17 protein-coding genes are annotated in these 17,726 nt (G+C 66.7%); 14 read left to right on the forward strand and 3 right to left on the reverse strand.

The window, feature by feature from the left end; genetic code table 11:
- Positions 1 to 43: 43 nt before the first annotated feature.
- From ABNQ38_RS02540 to pqqA, 9 genes are all read left to right on the forward strand, one after another.
- Positions 44 to 1,309, forward strand: coding sequence for a formylmethanofuran dehydrogenase (locus ABNQ38_RS02540; RefSeq protein ID WP_377805535.1), 1,266 nt, complete (start codon positions 44 to 46; stop codon positions 1,307 to 1,309).
- Positions 1,303 to 2,979, forward strand: coding sequence for a formylmethanofuran dehydrogenase subunit A (locus ABNQ38_RS02545; protein WP_377805536.1), 1,677 nt, complete (start codon positions 1,303 to 1,305; stop codon positions 2,977 to 2,979). Before ABNQ38_RS02540 ends, ABNQ38_RS02545 begins: the two co-directional genes overlap by 7 nt.
- Positions 2,979 to 3,902, forward strand: coding sequence for a formylmethanofuran--tetrahydromethanopterin N-formyltransferase (gene fhcD / locus ABNQ38_RS02550; RefSeq protein WP_377805537.1), 924 nt, complete (start codon positions 2,979 to 2,981; stop codon positions 3,900 to 3,902). The genes ABNQ38_RS02545 and fhcD overlap by 1 nt, the downstream gene beginning before the upstream one ends.
- A complete protein-coding gene (locus ABNQ38_RS02555; protein WP_377805538.1) occupies positions 3,899 to 4,654 on the forward strand; it encodes a formylmethanofuran dehydrogenase subunit C in 756 nt (251 codons plus the stop codon). The genes fhcD and ABNQ38_RS02555 overlap by 4 nt, the downstream gene beginning before the upstream one ends.
- A gap of 127 nt (positions 4,655 to 4,781) precedes the next feature.
- On the forward strand, positions 4,782 to 5,894 hold the full coding sequence (locus tag ABNQ38_RS02560) for an ABC transporter substrate-binding protein (RefSeq protein ID WP_377805539.1): 1,113 nt from the start codon (positions 4,782 to 4,784) through the stop codon (positions 5,892 to 5,894).
- Positions 5,895 to 5,921: 27 nt separating this feature from the next.
- On the forward strand, positions 5,922 to 6,896 hold the full coding sequence (locus ABNQ38_RS02565; protein ID WP_377805540.1) for a PQQ-dependent catabolism-associated beta-propeller protein: 975 nt from the start codon (positions 5,922 to 5,924) through the stop codon (positions 6,894 to 6,896).
- A 158-nt stretch (positions 6,897 to 7,054) separates the two neighbouring features.
- The gene (locus tag ABNQ38_RS02570; RefSeq protein WP_377805541.1) at positions 7,055 to 7,438 is read left to right on the forward strand and encodes a hypothetical protein; all 384 of its coding nucleotides are present in this window, start codon (positions 7,055 to 7,057) and stop codon (positions 7,436 to 7,438) included.
- Between the two features lie 303 nt (positions 7,439 to 7,741).
- Complete coding sequence (gene fae / locus ABNQ38_RS02575) at positions 7,742 to 8,269, forward strand: formaldehyde-activating enzyme (protein ID WP_280177216.1); 528 nt, start codon at positions 7,742 to 7,744, stop codon at positions 8,267 to 8,269.
- A 416-nt stretch (positions 8,270 to 8,685) separates the two neighbouring features.
- The gene (gene pqqA / locus ABNQ38_RS02580; RefSeq protein ID WP_098736899.1) at positions 8,686 to 8,766 is read left to right on the forward strand and encodes a pyrroloquinoline quinone precursor peptide PqqA; all 81 of its coding nucleotides are present in this window, start codon (positions 8,686 to 8,688) and stop codon (positions 8,764 to 8,766) included.
- Positions 8,767 to 8,812: 46 nt separating this feature from the next.
- On the opposite strand, the gene ABNQ38_RS02585 is transcribed toward pqqA, so the two are convergent.
- Genes ABNQ38_RS02585 through ABNQ38_RS02595 form a run of 3 tightly spaced genes read right to left on the reverse strand, consistent with a single transcriptional unit; the run spans position 8,813 to position 11,666 of the window.
- A complete protein-coding gene (locus ABNQ38_RS02585; protein WP_377805542.1) occupies positions 8,813 to 9,649 on the reverse strand; it encodes a RibD family protein in 837 nt (278 codons plus the stop codon).
- On the reverse strand, positions 9,646 to 10,554 hold the full coding sequence (locus ABNQ38_RS02590) for a RimK family alpha-L-glutamate ligase (protein WP_377805543.1): 909 nt from the start codon (positions 10,552 to 10,554) through the stop codon (positions 9,646 to 9,648). Before ABNQ38_RS02590 ends, ABNQ38_RS02585 begins: the two co-directional genes overlap by 4 nt.
- A complete protein-coding gene (locus ABNQ38_RS02595; protein WP_377805544.1) occupies positions 10,551 to 11,666 on the reverse strand; it encodes an ATP-grasp domain-containing protein in 1,116 nt (371 codons plus the stop codon). Before ABNQ38_RS02595 ends, ABNQ38_RS02590 begins: the two co-directional genes overlap by 4 nt.
- Before the next feature lie 156 nt (positions 11,667 to 11,822).
- Between ABNQ38_RS02595 and ABNQ38_RS02600 the strand changes: the two genes are divergently transcribed.
- The 5 genes from ABNQ38_RS02600 to ABNQ38_RS02620 all read left to right on the forward strand — a co-directional run bounded on the left by ABNQ38_RS02600 (position 11,823) and on the right by ABNQ38_RS02620 (position 17,726).
- Positions 11,823 to 12,611, forward strand: coding sequence for an ABC transporter ATP-binding protein (locus ABNQ38_RS02600; RefSeq protein ID WP_377805545.1), 789 nt, complete (start codon positions 11,823 to 11,825; stop codon positions 12,609 to 12,611).
- The gene (locus ABNQ38_RS02605) at positions 12,608 to 13,423 is read left to right on the forward strand and encodes an ABC transporter permease (RefSeq protein ID WP_109047346.1); all 816 of its coding nucleotides are present in this window, start codon (positions 12,608 to 12,610) and stop codon (positions 13,421 to 13,423) included. Before ABNQ38_RS02600 ends, ABNQ38_RS02605 begins: the two co-directional genes overlap by 4 nt.
- 413 nt (positions 13,424 to 13,836) lie before the next feature.
- Positions 13,837 to 15,672 carry a methanol/ethanol family PQQ-dependent dehydrogenase gene (locus ABNQ38_RS02610; RefSeq protein ID WP_377805546.1) on the forward strand — a complete coding sequence of 612 codons (1,836 nt, stop codon included), beginning with the start codon at positions 13,837 to 13,839 and terminating at the stop codon, positions 15,670 to 15,672.
- Positions 15,673 to 15,772: 100 nt separating this feature from the next.
- Positions 15,773 to 16,375, forward strand: a complete 603-nt coding sequence (locus ABNQ38_RS02615; RefSeq protein ID WP_377805547.1) for a c-type cytochrome — start codon at positions 15,773 to 15,775, stop codon at positions 16,373 to 16,375.
- A 7-nt stretch (positions 16,376 to 16,382) separates the two neighbouring features.
- On the forward strand, positions 16,383 to 17,726 hold the full coding sequence (locus ABNQ38_RS02620; RefSeq protein WP_377805548.1) for a quinoprotein dehydrogenase-associated putative ABC transporter substrate-binding protein: 1,344 nt from the start codon (positions 16,383 to 16,385) through the stop codon (positions 17,724 to 17,726).

The raw sequence follows: 17,726 nt of genomic DNA on the forward strand, positions 1-17,726 counted from the left end.
TTTGGTCTGACTTCGTTCTTCCCGCTCAGGCGATTGGGGGGCCATGACCTTCCACCCCGACATTCTCTGTCCGTTCTGCGGGCTCGGCTGCGGCGACATCGGGATCGACCGGGACCAGTCCGGCATCGCTCCCCGGCCGAGCGGCTGCCCACAGGCCGACCGGCTGTTCCGACGCCCCATGGCGGTGCCGACGGATGCCCGTCTGGACGGAGCCGCCATTTCCATGGACGACGCCATTGCCGAGGCGGTCCGGCTGCTGGGGTCCAGCCGCGCGCCGCTGATCGCCGGACTGGCGGCCGATGTGGAGGGCGTGCTCGCCGCGCTCAGCCTCGCCGAACGCATCGGCGCGACCGTGGATCATGAACGGTCGGACGCCCTGTTCCGCAATCTGTCGGTGCTGCGCCGCTTCGGCTGGTCGGTGACCACGTTGGCGGAGCTTCGCAACCGCTGCGATCTCGTCCTGGTCGTGGGGCCAGACCCGGCCGCAGCCTTTCCGCGCCTGTGGGAGCGCTGGGTGGTCCCGGAACCGGCCTTCGTTGACGGCAATGGCCGGAGCGTCGTCTTCCTGGGCGGGGCACCGCTGCCGGAAACCGTGCAGTGCCTTGGCGCCAGGATCGAAACGAGCGTGGTGGGCACCGGCACGCAGACCGATCTGGCGACGCTGGTCGGCGGGTTGAGGACGGCATTGGCCGGACGGCTGGCGGACGGCGACCCGATGGCGGCCTTGGCGGCCCGGTTGCGTTCCGCCCGCTATGCGGTGGTGGTGTGGGCGGCGGGACTGTTCGAGGGGCCGCAGCCGGACATGATCGTCGAAGGTCTGGTGCGCCTGATCCGTACGGTGGACGGCACCACCCGCTGCGCCGGCCTCCCCTTGTCCGGGGCCGACAACCTGATCGGCGCCAATCAGGCCTGCGGCTGGCGCACCGGCTTTCCCTTGCGCACCGGTTTCGATGGCGGCGGACCGTTGCACGATCCGGAACGCTTCGACTGGCGCACGCGCCTGCGCGACGCCGACGTGACGCTGTGGATATCCGCCTTCCGTCCGGATGCACCGCCCCTCACCACCAACGGCAGCGTCATCATGCTGGCGCCGCCTGAGGCGATGGTTACGCCGGAGCCGGCGCTGTTCATTCCGGTCGGCACTCCGGGCATCGACCATCCGGGCGACGTGTTCCGCGCCGACAGCGTTGTCGCTCTCCATGCCGGTGCCCTGATCGACAGGGGGCTGCCGAGCGTCGCCGGCGTGATCGGCCGGATGCTGGCGGCACTCGGCCAAAACGCCAAAACCAGGGAGGACGCCGGATGCTGACGAAGCTTGCCGGCGGGCGGCTGTTCGATCCTGCCAACGGGCGGCATGGCGAGGTCGCCGACCTCTGGCTGCGCGACGACCGCATCGCCAACGATCCGGGGCCGGGCGCCACGCCGGACGCGGTGCATGACGTGACCGGCAAGGTGGTGATGGCCGGCGCCATCGACATCCACAGCCACATCGCCGGCGGCAAGGTCAATCTCGCCCGCTTGCTGATGGGGGAGGAACACGACCGGCACCGCTTCGCCGGCCATGCCTGCGGCTGCGACAGGATCGGGGGCGGCAGCGGCATCGCCACGCCCTCCACCCACACCACCGGCGCCCGCTATATCGAGATGGGATTCACCGCCGCCTTCGAGCCGGCGATGCTGGGCTCCAACGCCCGGCATGCGCATCTGGAGATGAGCGACATCCCCTATATCGACACCGGCGGCTATCTGGTGCTGGGAAACGACGATTTCTTGCTGGACCTGATCGCCACCAATGCCGGGCAGGCGGCGGTCAACGATTATGTCGCCTGGATGCTGACGGCGACCCAGAGCCTTGCCGTCAAGGTGGTCAACCCCGGCGGCATCAATGCCTTCAAGTTCAACGCCCGCTCGCTCGACCTGGACGAGGCCGGGCCGCATTACGGCGTCACGCCGCGCAGCGTCCTGACCGTGCTGGCCCGTGCGGTCTACGAGTTGGGGCTGCCCCACCCGCTGCATGTCCATGGCTGCAATCTGGGGGTTCCCGGCAACGTCGCGACGACGCTCGACACCATCCAGGCGGCATCGGGGCTGCCGATGCACATGACGCACATCCAGTTCCACAGCTACGACACGGCGGGAGACCGCAAATTCTCCTCCGGCGCCGCGGCGCTGGCGGAGGCGGTGAACCGGACGCCGACCCTGTCGGTGGACATCGGACAAGTGATGTTCGGGCAGACGGTGACGGCATCGGCCGACACCATGGCGCAACGCCACACAGCGCCGCTTGCCCACCCCCGCAAATGGCTGGCGATGGACATCGAATGCGATGCGGGATGCGGCGTGGTCCCCTTCCGCTACCGCGACAAGTCCTATGTCAACGCGCTGCAATGGGCAATCGGGCTGGAGCTTTTCCTGCTGCTCGACGATCCCTGGCGGGTGTTCCTGACTACCGACCATCCCAACGGTGCGCCCTTCACCTTCTATCCGGAGCTGATCCGGCTGTTGATGGACCGCGATTACCGGCTGGCGAAGCTGGCCGAAATCCATCCCGACGCGCCGGCCCACACCACGCTGGGCTCCATCGCACGTGAATACACGCTGGCCGAGATTGCCATCATGACCCGCGCGGCGCCGGCCCGCATCCTGGGGCTTGCCGACCGCGGCCATCTGGCGCCAAGCGCTTCGGCAGACGTCACCGTCTACAGCGATTTGCCGGACCGCCGCGCGATGTTCGAACGGCCCGATCTGGTCTTCAAAAGCGGCCGGTTGGTGGTGCGCGACGGCGTGCTGGTGGCGATGGCACAGGGCTGCACCCATGTCGTCCGCCCCGGCTTTGACGATCTGATCGAGCGCCGCATCGCCCGCCATTTCGACGAGCGGCTCGGCCTGCCGATCAAGCATTTCCGCATCCAGGACGCGGAGATCCGCCATGGCGCCGGCCCGCAGCTCCATCCCTGCCGGCGGCGGGAGGGGCCGTGATGGCGGAAATGCAGATCAACGGCGTGCGCATCGAGGACACCTTTGCCGAGGCGTTTCCGATGACCTACACGCGCCTGGTCATCACCGCCGACACGCCCGCCTGGGTGGAGGCGGCGACATCCAGCCTTACCGGCTTCGCCACTTCGGTCATCGGCTGCGGCTGCGAGGCGGCGGTGGAGCGGCGGCTGTCGCCGGAAGAGACGCCGGACCGCCGGCCGGGTGCCACGGTGATGATCTTCGGCATGTCCACCGGCGACCTCGCCAAACTGGTGGTCAACCGGGTCGGGCAGTGCATCATGACCTCGCCGGGGTCGGCCTGCTATGCCGGGCTTCTCAATGGCACCAAGCGCATCCCGCTCGGCGGGGGCTTGCGCTATTTCGGCGACGGGCACCAGATTTCCAAGAAATTCGGCGACCGCCGCTTCTGGCGCCTGCCGGTGATGGATGGCGAGTTCGTCTGCGAGGACAGCGTCGCCGTGGCCAAGGGGATCGGCGGCGGCAACTTCCTGATCCTGGCCGCCAGCCACCGCCAGTGTCTTGCCGCGGCGGAGGCCGCGGTCGCGGCGATCCGACCATTGCCCGGAGTCATCCTGCCCTTCCCCGGCGGGGTGGTGCGGTCGGGGTCCAAGGTGGGGTCCAAATACAAGGCATTGATCGCCTCCACCAACACGCGATTCTGCCCGACGCTGCGGGCGGTCGAACCGGAAACGCTGCTGGCCCCGAACGTCGAGGCGGTGCTGGAACTGGTGCTGGACGGCATCGACGAGGCGGCGATCCGCACCGGCATGCGGGCTGGAATCGCCGCCGCCGCGGCCGGTGGGACAGCGGCGGGCGTGCTGGCGATCACCGCCGGGAATTACGGCGGCAAGCTGGGACCGCACCATTTCCACCTCCATGAGGTGATGGGCGAGGTGATGGAATGAGCGGCATGACCCTGTCCTTCCGCGGCGACGCCGGAACGGCGGTGGACATGTCCGCCCTGCTGCCCGAACGGCTGGCCGGCCTGACGGCCGACGAGGTCGCCGCACTGCCGCTGCCCTGTGGCGGTGGGGTGGCGACCGTCGGCGGGATGTTCGAGGTTTCGGTGGGCGATGCGGCCGAAGGCCTGCTGATCCGGCCGGGGCAGGCCGTCCTGCACCGGGTCGGCGCCGGCATGGCGTCCGGACGCATCCTGGTGGAGGGCGACGCCGGCAGCCACGCCGGCGCGGGAATGAGCGGCGGACTGCTGCGCATCGCCGGCAATGCCGGGGATGCCCTGGGCGGCGCCCTGCCCGGTCTGCCGCTGGGGATGCGCGGCGGGCTGATCGGCGTCGGCGGCAGCGCCGGCGACCGGGCGGCCGAACGGATGCGCCGCGGCATCGTCGTCGTCGATGGGCCGGTCGGCGCCTATGCCGCCGGCTTCATGGTTGCGGGGACGCTGGCCGCCGGTGGCGGCTGCGGTCCGCATCCGGGATTCGGCATGCGGCGCGGCACGCTCCTGCTGGGCAGGGCACAGGACGAAGCACCCGGAGGCTTTGCCGACGGCGGCATGCGGGACTGGCTGTTCCTGCACCTGCTGCGGCGCGCCCTGGAGGGAACCGGAAGCTGGTTCGAGCGCACGGGAACCACCCGCGCCCATCGGTTCATCGGCGACCTTGCGGAGGGAGGGCATGGTGAGATTCTGGCGACGGTCTGAACGACGATCCCGCTTATCGAAGCCGCGGCAGCTGGTTGCCGCCGCCCTGCCATTTCTTGGCCTGCTTGCCCCTGCGCCACCGGCGGCCGCCCAGGGAAGCGGTCCTCAGGAGGCCGGTTCAACTGTGGTGCTGATCGGCTATCTGGCACGCCAGGAGGATCCGCGCGCACCGCTCAGCTTCCTGGAGCCGGTCGCGACCGACGAAGGGCTTCAGGGGGCCCGGCTGGCGCTCGCCGACAACAACACGACCGGCGTGTTTCTGAAACAGAGCTACCGGCTGGTGGAACAGGTCCTACCGCAGGACGGCGACATCTCCGCCGGGGTGAAGGCACTTGCCGACGAGGGCGTGCGCTTCGTCGTCGCCGATCTGCCGGCCGATGCGCTGCTCGCCGCCGCCGACCGGCCGGAAGCCAAGTCCATGGTGCTCTTCAACGCACGCGCCAGCGACGACGCTCTGCGCAACGAGCAATGCCGCGCCAACGTCCTGCACACCGCCCCCAGCCGGCGCATGCTGGCCGATGCGCTGGCACAGTATCTCGCCTGGAAGAAATGGCCGCGATGGAGCCTGCTGACCGGCCGCGACCCTGGCGATGCGCTCTATGCCGACGCCGTCCGCCGCGCGGCCAAGCGCTTCGGTGGCCGGATCGTCGATGAGAAATCCTGGACCTTCGACACCGGAAACCGGCGCACCGACACCGGCGTCACCACCATCCAGTCGGACATTCCGCTCGCCACCCAGGGGCCGGATTACGACATGTTGGTCGTCGCCGACGAAGCGGGCGATTTCGGCGACTATCTCGACGGACGCACCTGGTATCCGCGCCCGGTCGCCGGCACCCAGGGGCTGACCGCCACCGCATGGTCCCGGGTGAACGAACAGTGGGGCGGCACCCAGCTGCAAAGCCGGTTCGAAAAGCTGGCCGGACGCTGGATGACGCCACGCGATTATGCCGCATGGTTGGCGGTGCGCAGCGTCGGAGAGGCGGCGGCCCGCACCGGCGCCACCGGCTTCGACGGCTTGACCGGCTATCTGCACAGCCCCGATTTCGAGCTGGCGGGCTTCAAGGGCGAGGCGCTGTCCTTCCGCGCCTGGGACGGCCAGATGCGTCAGCCCGTCCTGATCGCCGGGCCGCGGATGCTGGTCTCGGTGTCGCCGCAGGAAGGGTTCCTGCACCCGGTCACACCTCTAGACACGCTCGGCGACGATGCGCCGGAAAGCAAATGCCGTCTCAACCGATAGGGCGGAACCAACAAGGCGGACCAAACCATGCGATTCCTGCTGTCCTGCACCCTGCTGCTTCTCGCCGGCCCGGCCCTGGTTGCCGAGCCCGTCCTCGCCGAAACTATTTTCGTGTCCAACGAGAAGGACAACCAGATCGCCGTGGTCGACGGCGACAGCCTTCAGATCAAAAACAAGATCAAGGTCGGCCGGCGTCCTCGCGGCATCACGCTGAGCGCAGACGGGACGCAGCTTTACGTGTGCGTCGGCGACGACAACCGGATCGACGTGGTGGACATCGCCAGCGGCAAGATCGTCCACACATTGCCGTCCGGTCCCGATCCGGAACTGTTCGTGCTGTCGCCCGACGGGACGAAACTCTACGTCGCCAATGAGAACGACAACATGGTGACGGTGATAGACGTCGCCGAAGGCAAGGCCATCGGCAACATCCAGGTCGGCGTCGAGCCGGAGGGGATGGGAATCAGCCCCGACGGCAAGATTCTGGTCAACACCTCCGAAACCACCAACATGGCGCACTTCATCGACACGGAGAAGCATGCCGTCGTCGGCAATGTGCTGGTGGACAGCCGGCCGCGTGTCGCCCGCTTCACCGACGACGGCAAGCAGGTCTGGGTGTCGAGCGAGATCGGCGGCACGGTCAGCGTGATCGACGCGGCGGCCCACAAGGTGATCAAGAAGATCCGGTTCGAGGTCACCGGCGTCCGGCGCGAGGCTATCCAGGCCGTTGGCATCCAGATGACGAAGGACGGCAAGCGCGCCTTCGTGGCGCTGGGCCCGGCAAACCGCATCGCCGAAATCGACACCGGCAGCCTTGAGGTGAAACGCTATTTCCTGGTCGGGCAGCGCGTGTGGAACCTCGCCTTCTCCCCCGACGAGAAGCGGCTCTACACCACCAACGGCATCAGCAACGATCTGTCGGTGATCGACCTGGAGCGCAACAAGGTGATCAAGAGCATTCCGGTCGGCGGCGCGCCCTGGGGCATCGTCGTCAAGCCGTGAGCTGACGGAACCCCTTGCCGGACCGTTCTGTTGATGGGGATGGCCGGGTGCGTCGGCGAACCGCCGACGATGGCCCGACAATGGCCCGACGCGGCTCGCGGCAGGACCGGACGGTCCTGAACCGCCTCGCCAGGATTGACCATCCCCGGAGACCCACGATGAAACGCTTCACCACCCTGCCCTTGACGGGCCTTGCATTGGCCGCCGGCCTTGCGATTGCCGCACTGCCGGCCTCAGCGCAATCCAGCGGCAATTCCACCGGCAATCCGACCAACGGCTCCACCGGTACCAGCACGCAAAACGCCCCGGCCGGTACCACTGGACAATTGCCGCCCGACTCCCTGCCCGGCAAACGGCAGGGCGCCATCGGCGGCGCTCCGGTTCCGCAGGGCAGCTCCGGCAGTTCCACCGACGGCACCAGCGCCCCGACCGGACAGCTTCCGGACGGCTCCCTCCAACAGGGAAGGCAGGGCGTGATCGGCGGTTCTCCCGTCACCCAGGGCGGCTCGGGCCAATCGACCGGCAAGCAGGACAGCCAGTAACCGGGACCATGTCCGGTTTCCTGACGGACCAGCAACCGCCGTCCTCCCGAAGATGGGGTAGCACTGCCCGAAAGGCCGTGCCATCCCGGCTCTGATACGGTCAACGGGACGGCGGCGGTTGCGATTTCAAGTTACTCCGGACCTCTTTTGAGAGTTTGTTGGTAAAACAAACAAGATGCCATAATGCCTGCCGTGACCGACGCCGTGGCCGCAGTTATCCGGCCATCAATCATGCTGGATCGACATGCCCGCATGACCGCGACGGTCCTCCAATGATTTCAAAATCCATGGGAGAAAGCGGCGATGGGCATGTGGCAGGGGTCATCCCCGAAAATCAATCGCGTGCTGGTGGGCGAATCCTTGGTCGGCGACGGCAACGAGGTCGCCCATATCGACCTGATCATGGGACCGCGCGGCAGTGCGGCGGAAACCGCCTTCTGCAACGCGCTGACCAACAACAAGGACGGCTTCACCAGCCTTCTGGCGGTCATCGCCCCCAACCTGCAATGCAAACCTTCCACCATCCTGTTCAACAAGGTGACGATCAAGGGTGCGGAACAGGCGGTGCAGATGTTCGGGCCGGCCCAGCATGGCGTCGCCAAGGCGGTCGCCGATTGTGTCGCCGCCGGCACCATCCCGCAGGATGAGATCGACAACATCTTCATCTGCGTCGGCGTCTTCATCCATTGGGAAGCCAAGGACAACGCCAAGATCCAGGACTACAACTACCGCGCCACCAAGGAAGCCATCGAGCGCGCGGTGTCCGGCTATCCGACCCTCAAGGATCTGCTGAACCAGAAGGATTCGGCCAAGCATCCCTTCGCCGCCTGACGCCGGGTCCGGTGGCGTCCTGCCGGATGGCGGTGTCAGGATCACCGTCATGGGGTACGCCACCGGCCGCATCCGGGCCAGCGCGATAGGACCAGATACCGTCCATGCGCCAAACATCTCTTTACCCGCGAATCGAAGAGAACGACACCTTGGCCATCGCCGGGAACTTCATTTATATTTTTGACAAAAATTATTTATTTTGAATTCCCCGGCAAATCAGCGGGTGCCGCATAAATTTTTTCTAATTCTAATAAGCGAATTCCCCAGAATTCTTGCCGCACCGCAGCAATTCTGGCCTAATTATCTCAAGACTATCCATTGGGATGATGGTCGACTTGCGGACTCACGGGTACAGTTTCCTAGTGGGCTCCCGCGGCAATATTGCCTGATCGCCCATTCCAGCGGAGGATGCGGACATGAAGACCTGGCGCAAGCCGAAGATTGTCGAGATTTCGGTCGGCACCGAAATCAACGCCTACGCCTGCGCCGGTTTGTAACCGGCAAAGGCGATCCATTCCTCGAACATCCTTGCACGTCGTCAACTCAGGCCGGCAGCGACTCGAAATGGGCGAAGAACTGCCCCGCGTCGTCCAGCGCCCCCACATCGTAGTGCAGCGCGCAGAGCCGCAGCCGGCCGGCATTGCCCAGCTCCGGGCCCGACAGCATGGTGTGGAAACTCTCGCCACCGAGCAGACGATGCGCGGTGGTGAGGTAAAGCCGTGAAAGCACCCGATCGCGCAGCATGGTGTCGAGCATCCGCGGCCCCGTCAGCAGATAGATGCTGCGCAGCCCCCGGCTGCCGAGTTCGCGGACCAGGGCCCCGCCTTCCACCGACGCGCCGGCACCGGCGACCAGCACGTCGTAGCCGGCGCGCCGCCAGTGCGTGACCCTCTCGGGTGGAGCCCCGGTACCGGTGGCGACGATCACGCGCTGACCATGCCTTGCAGGCGAGACCGGCATCGGGAAGTCCAGGCTGGCGCTGGCGACGACTACGGCAGGCTGGGGCGAAAGGCCGTTGTCCACCCGCCACTGCGCCAGATCCCGCGTGGCCTGCTGTGTGCCGATTTGCAGAACGTCGTCCAATCGCCCCGCCGCAAGGTCGCGCAGGTAACCGCCATGGGTGACCAGACAGTCTGCCTGCGCCTGAAGTTCGAGGAACAGCCGGAAGTCGTTACCGCTGACCAGCCCGGCCGGCAGCCGGCTTTCCCCGGTGGCGGGGTCGCGCAAGGCGATGCGCCCGTCCAGGCTGGCGACGAAGCTGGCATAGACGAACGGCGCGCCAGCACTCCCCTGCTCATGAAGGCGGTGGGCGAGATAGGCGCCGGACAGTGCGATGTCCTCAGGCGCCCCGGGATAGAGGCGCAGCAGGCGGGCGGTCATCGCGGCTCCTTCGATGCAACGGCATCGACCCGGCCCAGGAAATCGGCGGCCAGCGCATCGGCGATGTCGATCTTGCTGACCGATTGCAGGCCCTGCCATGCCGGCATCGAATTGACTTCCAGCACCAGCCAGCGGTCGCCGTCGCCAGGATCGGCGATCAGATCGACACCGGCATAATCCGCCCCCACGGCAGCGGCGGCGCGCACCGCCAGATCGGCGGCGGTGCCGTCCGGGGCCATGGCCTCGCAGCGGGCGCCCTGATGCACATTGGTGATCCAACTGCGGCCATGGCGGATCATGGCGGCCACCGCACGCCCTCCCACGACGAAGACCCGGCAATCGCGCCACTCGCCCTCCCGGCGCGGCGGCACGAAGGATTGAAGGTAATAGACGCCGGCCACCGCCTCGGACTCCGGCACGTCATCTGGGGTGGACAGGCGGCGCAGGCCGCGTCCCTGGGCGCCGAACAGCGGCTTCAGCACGCAGTCCGGCGTGTTCTCCACCACGGCACGCGCCATATCGGCGGATTGAACGGCGACGGAGGGAGGCGTCGGCAGGCCGGACCGGGCCAGCAGGAAACTGGTGGCGCTCTTGTCCACACAGCGTTCGATGGCCCGGGCGGTGTTGTAGACGGGGACGCCCAACCGGTCGAGCGCATGAAGCACCCCCAACCGCAGCGTCACCTGTTCGAAGCTGCCTTGACCGATCACCCTCACGAAAGCACCGGACGGCAGGCTGTCGCCAAAGCCCGGCAGCAGAAGATCGGTCAACGTCCGTCCGACAGCGAAGCCGCAGGCGCTCAGCGAAACGCGCCGGCATTCGACACCGCGGCGCGCGAATGCCCGCTCCAGGCGTGCCGCGTGCCAATCGGCTCCGTCGGTGAACAAGGCGACTGCGCCGCTCATGCCGCCTCCACCATGGTGGAGAGCCGGCACAGTGTCCGGGCATACCGGCCGGCAAGGCGCCGGGCCTCCAGCAGGTCGTCTGCGTCGGCAAGCACGGTGCAAAGCGGCGCTCCGGTTGGGACAAGCGCAGGCGTTTGCGGCCGGTCGGCTGTCCAGCCCGGCCAACGCAGTCCCTCCGGCAAATGGACCGGAGCCGAGGCGTAGACGACCATGGCGGCGCGGTAGCCGGTAAGCGGTGGCAGTGCGGCCGGCAGTTGCCCAGCGCAGGCCGCCAGATGCAGGCCGAACAGGCTGGGCATCGGCGGACGGTCGAACAGGTCGAGAGTCGCTCCCGGCCGCGGGTTGATCTCCAGCAGGCACCATCCGGCAGACCCGACCAGGAAATCGGCGCTGTTCAGCCCGACCAGTCCCACCGCTTCAGTGATCGTCGCCGCCGCATCGATCATCGCCGCGCCCATCCTTCCGCAAGCCGGCAACGGGCCGACCGCCCCGCCGTAACGGTAGGGCTGCCTGGGTGCCGGCGCCACCCATTGCCGGCTGAAGCCCACCGGCAGGATGCGACGGCCGTCGGCCAGAAACAGCAGGGACACCGGACGCCCATCCATGCGGCGCTGGGCATAATGGCCGGCCGGCAGACGCGTGGAGGCCCGCCGGATGTGACCGCCACCGCTGGCACCTGCGCGCTTCACCAGCCAGCCGTCGCCATTTGGCAGCGACAGCGAGACCCCCGGATGCGGAATGCCGAGACGGGCGAGCAGGGCTGCAAAAGCGAGAGGATCCTTCACCTGCGCCACCGCTTCCGCCCGGTTGCCGATCACCGGCCGGACGCGGGCAAGCGCCGCCAGAAGATCGGGTTGCTCCTCGAACCCGGCGCCATAGACCAGCGGCAGCCCGCGCAAATCGGGCAAGGCCAGCGCCCGCCGCAATGGACCGGCGGAAATGCGCAGCCGGCGCGACGGCAGGTTCACGCAGGGGTCGGCCATAGCGGCCGTATCCGCATCGGCGAACAGATCGATGGCGGCGACACTGCGCCCGCCGCGGCAGGCGCTGGCCGCCAGCGCCCGTGCCGACAGCGCAACCACGACGAATTCCGGAACTGCCGTCGGGGTCAAGCTCCACCCCCTCGGAAAAGCATCTTGAACAATCGCTTGCAATGCCAACAATCAGGCGCGAACGCTCTCTTTGCAATGACCCTTCCGAAGCATGACGACCGCCGCCCACCGGATTTGACTCCGGCATCGAACAGGGTGTGTCCTGGGGAAGACAGGATGTACGAAGCCGCGATCCCTGCAGAGCCTCCGCCGATTCCTGCGATCCATGGCCCTCCCGCCCTGGCGGTGGAGGAGTTGAGCCACAATTTCGGCAAGCGCGTGGCGCTGGATCGCGTGTCCTTCGCCGTGGCGCCCGGCGGCTTCACCATGCTGCTGGGCCTGAACGGGGCGGGAAAGACCACGCTGTTCTCGCTGATCACCCGGCTCTATTCCAACCGGACCGGCGCCATCCGCATCTTCGGCTTCGACCTGCGGCGCCAGCCGACCCGCGCATTGGAGCGGATCGGGGTAGTGTTCCAGCAGCCGACGCTCGACCTCGATCTCACCGTCCGGCAGAACCTGCGCTATCACGGCGGCCTGCATGGGATGTCGCCCTCCGACTGCGAAGCCCGCGCGCGGGAGGAACTGGCGCGCATCGGCCTTGCCGACCGCGGCGACGACAAGGTCCGCGCCCTGTCCGGAGGTCAGCGAAGGCGGGTGGAGATCGCCCGTGCACTGCTGCACCGGCCGAGCCTGCTGCTGCTCGACGAGCCGACGGTCGGTCTGGATGCGGATTCGCGCCGCCATATTCTGGCCCATGTCCGCGCGCTGTGCCGGGAACAGGGGCTGGCGGTCCTGTGGGCCACCCATTTGATGGACGAGGCGACCGACGAGGATTCCGTCGTCGTGCTGCACCAGGGTCGGCTGCGCGCCTCCGGCACGGTGCGGAGGGTCTGCGCCGAGACCGCCACCGCCGCCCTGCCTGCCGCCTTCGCCGCCCTGACCACAGGGGAGCGCCGGCCATGAGCGCCGCAACCTACTGGTACTGCCTGCGCAGCATCATCGTGCGCGAAGGCCTGCGTTTCCTGCACCAGCGCGAGCGCTTCTTCGCCGCCCTGGTCCGGCCGCTGGTCTGGCTGGCGATCTTCGCCGTCGGCTTCCGGGCCGTGCTGGGCGTGTCGATCATCCCGCCCTACGAAACCTACATCCTCTACGACGAGTATGTGGTTCCGGGGCTGGTCGCGATGATCCAGCTGTTCAACGGCATGCAGAACTCGCTGTCGATGGTCTATGACCGCGAGATGGGCAGCATGCGGACGTTGCTGGTCAGTCCCCTGCCGCGCTGGTACCTGCTGGTCGCCAAGCTGCTGGCGGGTGTCGCGGTATCGATTGCCCAGGTTTATGTGTTTCTCGGCATCGCATGGCTGTGGGGGGTGGAACCGCCGCCGCTGGGCTATCTTGCGGCCCTGCCGGCGCTGCTGCTCAGCGGGCTGATGCTGGGGGCGCTCGGCCTGCTGTTGTCGTCCTTCGTCCGGCAGCTGGAGAATTTCGCCGGGGTGATGAACTTCGTGATCTTCCCGATGTTCTTCGCCTCCTCCGCCCTCTATCCGCTCTGGCGGATCAGGGAAGGCAGCCCGGCGCTCTACCAGATCGCCGCCTGGAACCCCTTCACCCAGGCGGTGGAACTGATCCGCTTCAGCCTGTATCTCCGAGTCGATGTCGCCGCGCTGCTGTGGGTCACCGGCTGTCTCGCCCTGTTCCTGGGTGCGGCGGTTCTGGCCTACGATCCGGGGCGCGGTTTCTGGGCGCGGCGGGGTGGTCCGGCCGAACAGGCCTGATATCGGGTGCGTCATATTCGGCGTTCGCGATCTTACGGATTAACTCTTCGGTCTCTGCCTACCCGTTATTCCGCCTCTTTCGAAAACTTTCGAACGGTAGCGGAAAATAATCTTCACAGCCTATCTTTATTTGATCAAACTGATTGTCAGTGTCGCCAACAGAGTGCGGGGCAGTTTAGAACCCCGCCAACAGTCGTGTCCCGTCATTTAGGACCGGCACGCCTGCGATGCCAAAACAGTTCGAAATCGGAGCGCCGGTAACCGAACCGCCCGACGTCTCTCAGTTCGACGTCACGCGTCCATCGTCGAGGGAGAACGCCCTCTCTGAAGATCGCCTTTCACGGAAGCCGCCGCCTGCCGCCGCACGAGTTTCTGGGACCACGGACGACCGCCGAAAAAACGGGAGGAAACACATGAACCCCTTTGTGCGCTGTCTGCTCGTCACCGCCGCGATCCAGGCGGCCACCGCCGCCATTCCCACTGGTGCTTTCGCCAACGACGACATTCTGAAGAACCAGAAGGACCCGTCCAACTGGGCATTGCAGCTTGGAAATTATGCCGGCCAGCGTTACAGCACGCTCGACCAGATCACCCGCGACAACGTGAAGAACCTGCGCCCGGTGTGGCAGTTCTCCACCGGCGTGCTTCGCGGCCACGAAGGCGGTCCCATCGTGGTGGGCGACACGATGTACATCTCGACGCCCTTCCCCAACAATGTCTATGCGCTCGATCTCAACGACAACGGCCGCATCAAGTGGAAGTATGAGCCGAGACAGGACTCGTCCGTCATCCCCGTGATGTGCTGCGACACCGTCACCCGCGGTGTGGCGGTCGCCGGCAACAAGCTGTTCCTGGGACAGGCCGACAACACGCTGGTGGCGCTGGACACCGAAACCGGCAAGGTGGTGTGGTCGGCCAAGAACGGCGACGCCAGCAAGGGAGAGACGCTGACCGCCGCCCCCCTGGTGGTGAAGGACAAGGTCTATGTCGGCATCAGCGGCGGCGAGTTCGGCGTGCGCGGCCATCTGACCGCTTACGACATCAACTCCGGCAAGATGGTGTGGCGGGCCTATTCGACCGGTCCCGACAAGGACGTGATGATCGACCCGCAGAAGACGATGATGCTCGGCAAGCCGATCGGCGAGCCCGACCTCGGCATCAAGACCTGGCCGGCCGACCAGTGGAAGATCGGCGGCGGCACCACCTGGGGCTGGTACACCTACGATCCCGAACTGAACCTGATCTATTACGGCACCGGCAACCCGGGCACCTGGAACCCGGCGCAGCGCGCAGTCGACAAGGACCGGGCCAAGAGCGACAACAAATGGTCGATGACCATCTTCGCCCGCGATGCCGACACCGGACAGGCGAAATGGGTGTTCCAGAAGACGCCCTTCGACGAATGGGATTATGACGGCGTCAACGAGAACATCCTGGCCGACGTCACCATCGGCGGGGGCAAGCGCAAGGCGCTGATCAATTTCGACCGCAACGGCTTCGCCTATACCATCGACCGCACCAACGGCGAGCTGCTGGTCGCTCAGAAGTACGATCCGTCCGTCAACTGGGCGAGCGAGATCGACATGAAGACCGGCCGGCCGAAGGTGAACGACAAGTACAGCACCTTCGCCCAGGGCGAGGATCACAACACCACCGGCGTCTGCCCGGCGGCGCTGGGCTCCAAGGACCAGCAGCCGGCCAGCTACTCGCCCGACAGCGGCCTGATCTATGTGCCGACCAACCACATCTGCATGGATTACGAGCCGTTCAAGGTGGAGTATTCCGCCGGCCAGCCCTATGTCGGCGCGACGCTCAGCATGTATCCGGCGCCCGATTCCCATGGCGGGATGGGCAACTTCATCGCCTGGGATCCGTCCGCCGGCAAGATCGTCTGGTCGAAGCCCGAACGCTTCGCAGTGTGGAGCGGTGCCCTGTCGACCAAGGGCGGCGTCGGCTTCTACGGGACGCTGGAAGGCTATCTGAAGGCGTTCGACCTGAAGGACGGCAAAGATCTGTACAACTTCAAGACCTCGTCCGGCATCATCGGCAACGTCAACACCTACATGCACAAGGGCAAGCAGTACATCGCCGTGCTGTCGGGTGTCGGCGGCTGGGCCGGCATCGGGCTGGCCGCCGGTCTGACCGGCGAACAGGAAGGGTTGGGCGCCGTCGGCGCACACAAGGCACTGGGCGAATACACCCAACTGGGCGGCACGCTGACCGTCTTCGCCTTGCCGGACACTCAGTAACGAACAAGCGGGCGCCGGTTCCCAAGGCTGGGGGCCGGCGCCCGCACAATTTCCAGGCTGATGGCGCCTACGCATGAAGGCAGTGGGGAGAGAAAGCAAGATGCCCAAATACCTGATCGGGCTGTGCGCCGCCGTCGGGTTCACCGCAACCGTGACCCTCGGCACCGCATTCGGCCAGCAGGATACAGCACAGAAACCGGAGCAGAGCCCAACACCGCCGAACCAGACGCAAACCGCTCAAACTCCGGCTACGCAAAGCCCAACCGCCCAGGCTCCAACCACCCAGGCCCCAGCCGGCGGAAACGCCGCGCAGGAGGCGAAGGTCGCCGACCCGGAGGAACTGGTGGACGATCAGGGCGTGCCGCTCTACGCGGTGCGGGACGGCAAGGTGGACCAGGGGACCTACAACGGCTATCGGCGTTACGCCTCGTCCTGCCATGTCTGTCACGGGCCGGACGGGCTCGGCTCGTCCTTCGCGCCGGCGCTGGCCGATTCACTGAAGCGGATGGACTATTGGCAATTCACCGACGTGGTGACCAATGGCCGCAAGAACATGGGTGCCACCGGCGACAAGGTGATGCCGACCTTCGGGTCCGATCCCAACGTGATGCTCAACCTCGCCGACATCTACCGCTATCTGAAGGCGCGTTCGGACGACAAGATCGGCCGCGGACGGCCCGAGCGGTTCAAAGCGCCGTCGTGAGTCCGGCATGACCCGCCGGCTCTCCTTTTCCAGGCGTGTCCTGTACCTGGCCGTCGCGCTCTGCGCGGCGGCTGCGTCCATTGGCCAGCCTGCCAGTGCGACAGAGGGCATCCCCACCGAGGTGCTGCGCGTCTGCGCCGACGCCAGCCTGCTTCCCTTCTCCAACGATCGTCGCGAGGGGTTTGAGAACCGGATCGCCCAGCTGATCGCCGACGATCTGAAGGTACCGTTGGCCTTCACATGGTGGCCGCAGACGATCGGCTTCGTCCGCAACACGCTGCGCACCCGCCAATGCGATCTGGTGATGGGCACCGCGGTCGGCGAAGAGCTGATGCAGAACACCAATCCCTATTACCGGTCGACCTATGCGCTGATCTATCGGAAGGATTCCGGAATCACGGCGAAAACGCTGGCAGATGCGTCGCTGCAGGGTGCACGCATCGGCGTCGTCGCCCGCACGCCGCCTTCTGCGGTGATGCTGCGCCATGGGTTGATCAACATGGAGCCCTACCAGCTCGACACCGACACGCGCGCCCACCATCCGGCCCAGCAGGCGGTGGAGGACGTGGCGGCGGCACGCACCGATGCCGCCATCGTGTGGGGGCCGATTGCCGGCTATTTCGCCGCCCGGCAGCAGGTGCCGCTGACGGTCGTGCCGCTGATGGACGAGCCGGGGGCTTCGCCCTTTCAGTACATGATCTCCATGGGCCTCCGTCCGGACGAGCCGGACTGGCGGCACTGGCTGAACGATTTCATCGTCCGCCGTCAGGGCGATATCGACCGCATCCTCGCCGAATATCATGTCCCGCTGGTCAATGCCGACGGAACCATCCGGGCAGAGGTGGCGGAACCGGACGGCTATCGCATGGCCGATTACCGCTCCCCCACCCCACCCGGCCTGCGTGGCGCCGAAACGGTGGGAGCGGCGGAGGTGGAGCGGCTGGCGAAGGCCGGCGCTGCCCTGGTCGACGTGCTGCCGACGCCACCGAAACCTGCGGGTCTGACGGCGGACAGCCGTTGGGTGCCGCCACCGCATCGCAGCCTTCCCGGCGCCCATTGGCTGCCGAATGTCGGCTACGGTGCGCCCTCGGACGAACAGGAGGCCTATCTCCGCACCGGCTTGGAGGCACTGACCGCGGGTGACCGCAAGCGTCCGCTGGTGGTGTTCTGCCAGCCCGACTGCTGGATGAGCTGGAATGCGGCCAAGCGCGCGGTGGCCCTGGGCTACCAAGCGGTCAAATGGTTCCCCGCCGGCACCGAAGGCTGGACGGCCGCGGGACACGAGCTGGTCACGGTCGAACCGGAACCGAACCCCGTATCCTCAAACCCTGCATCGAAGGTTGGGAACTGA

Source organism: Azospirillum sp. A29, assembly GCF_042604625.1.
In the GTDB taxonomy this organism is placed as follows: domain Bacteria; phylum Pseudomonadota; class Alphaproteobacteria; order Azospirillales; family Azospirillaceae; genus Azospirillum; species Azospirillum palustre.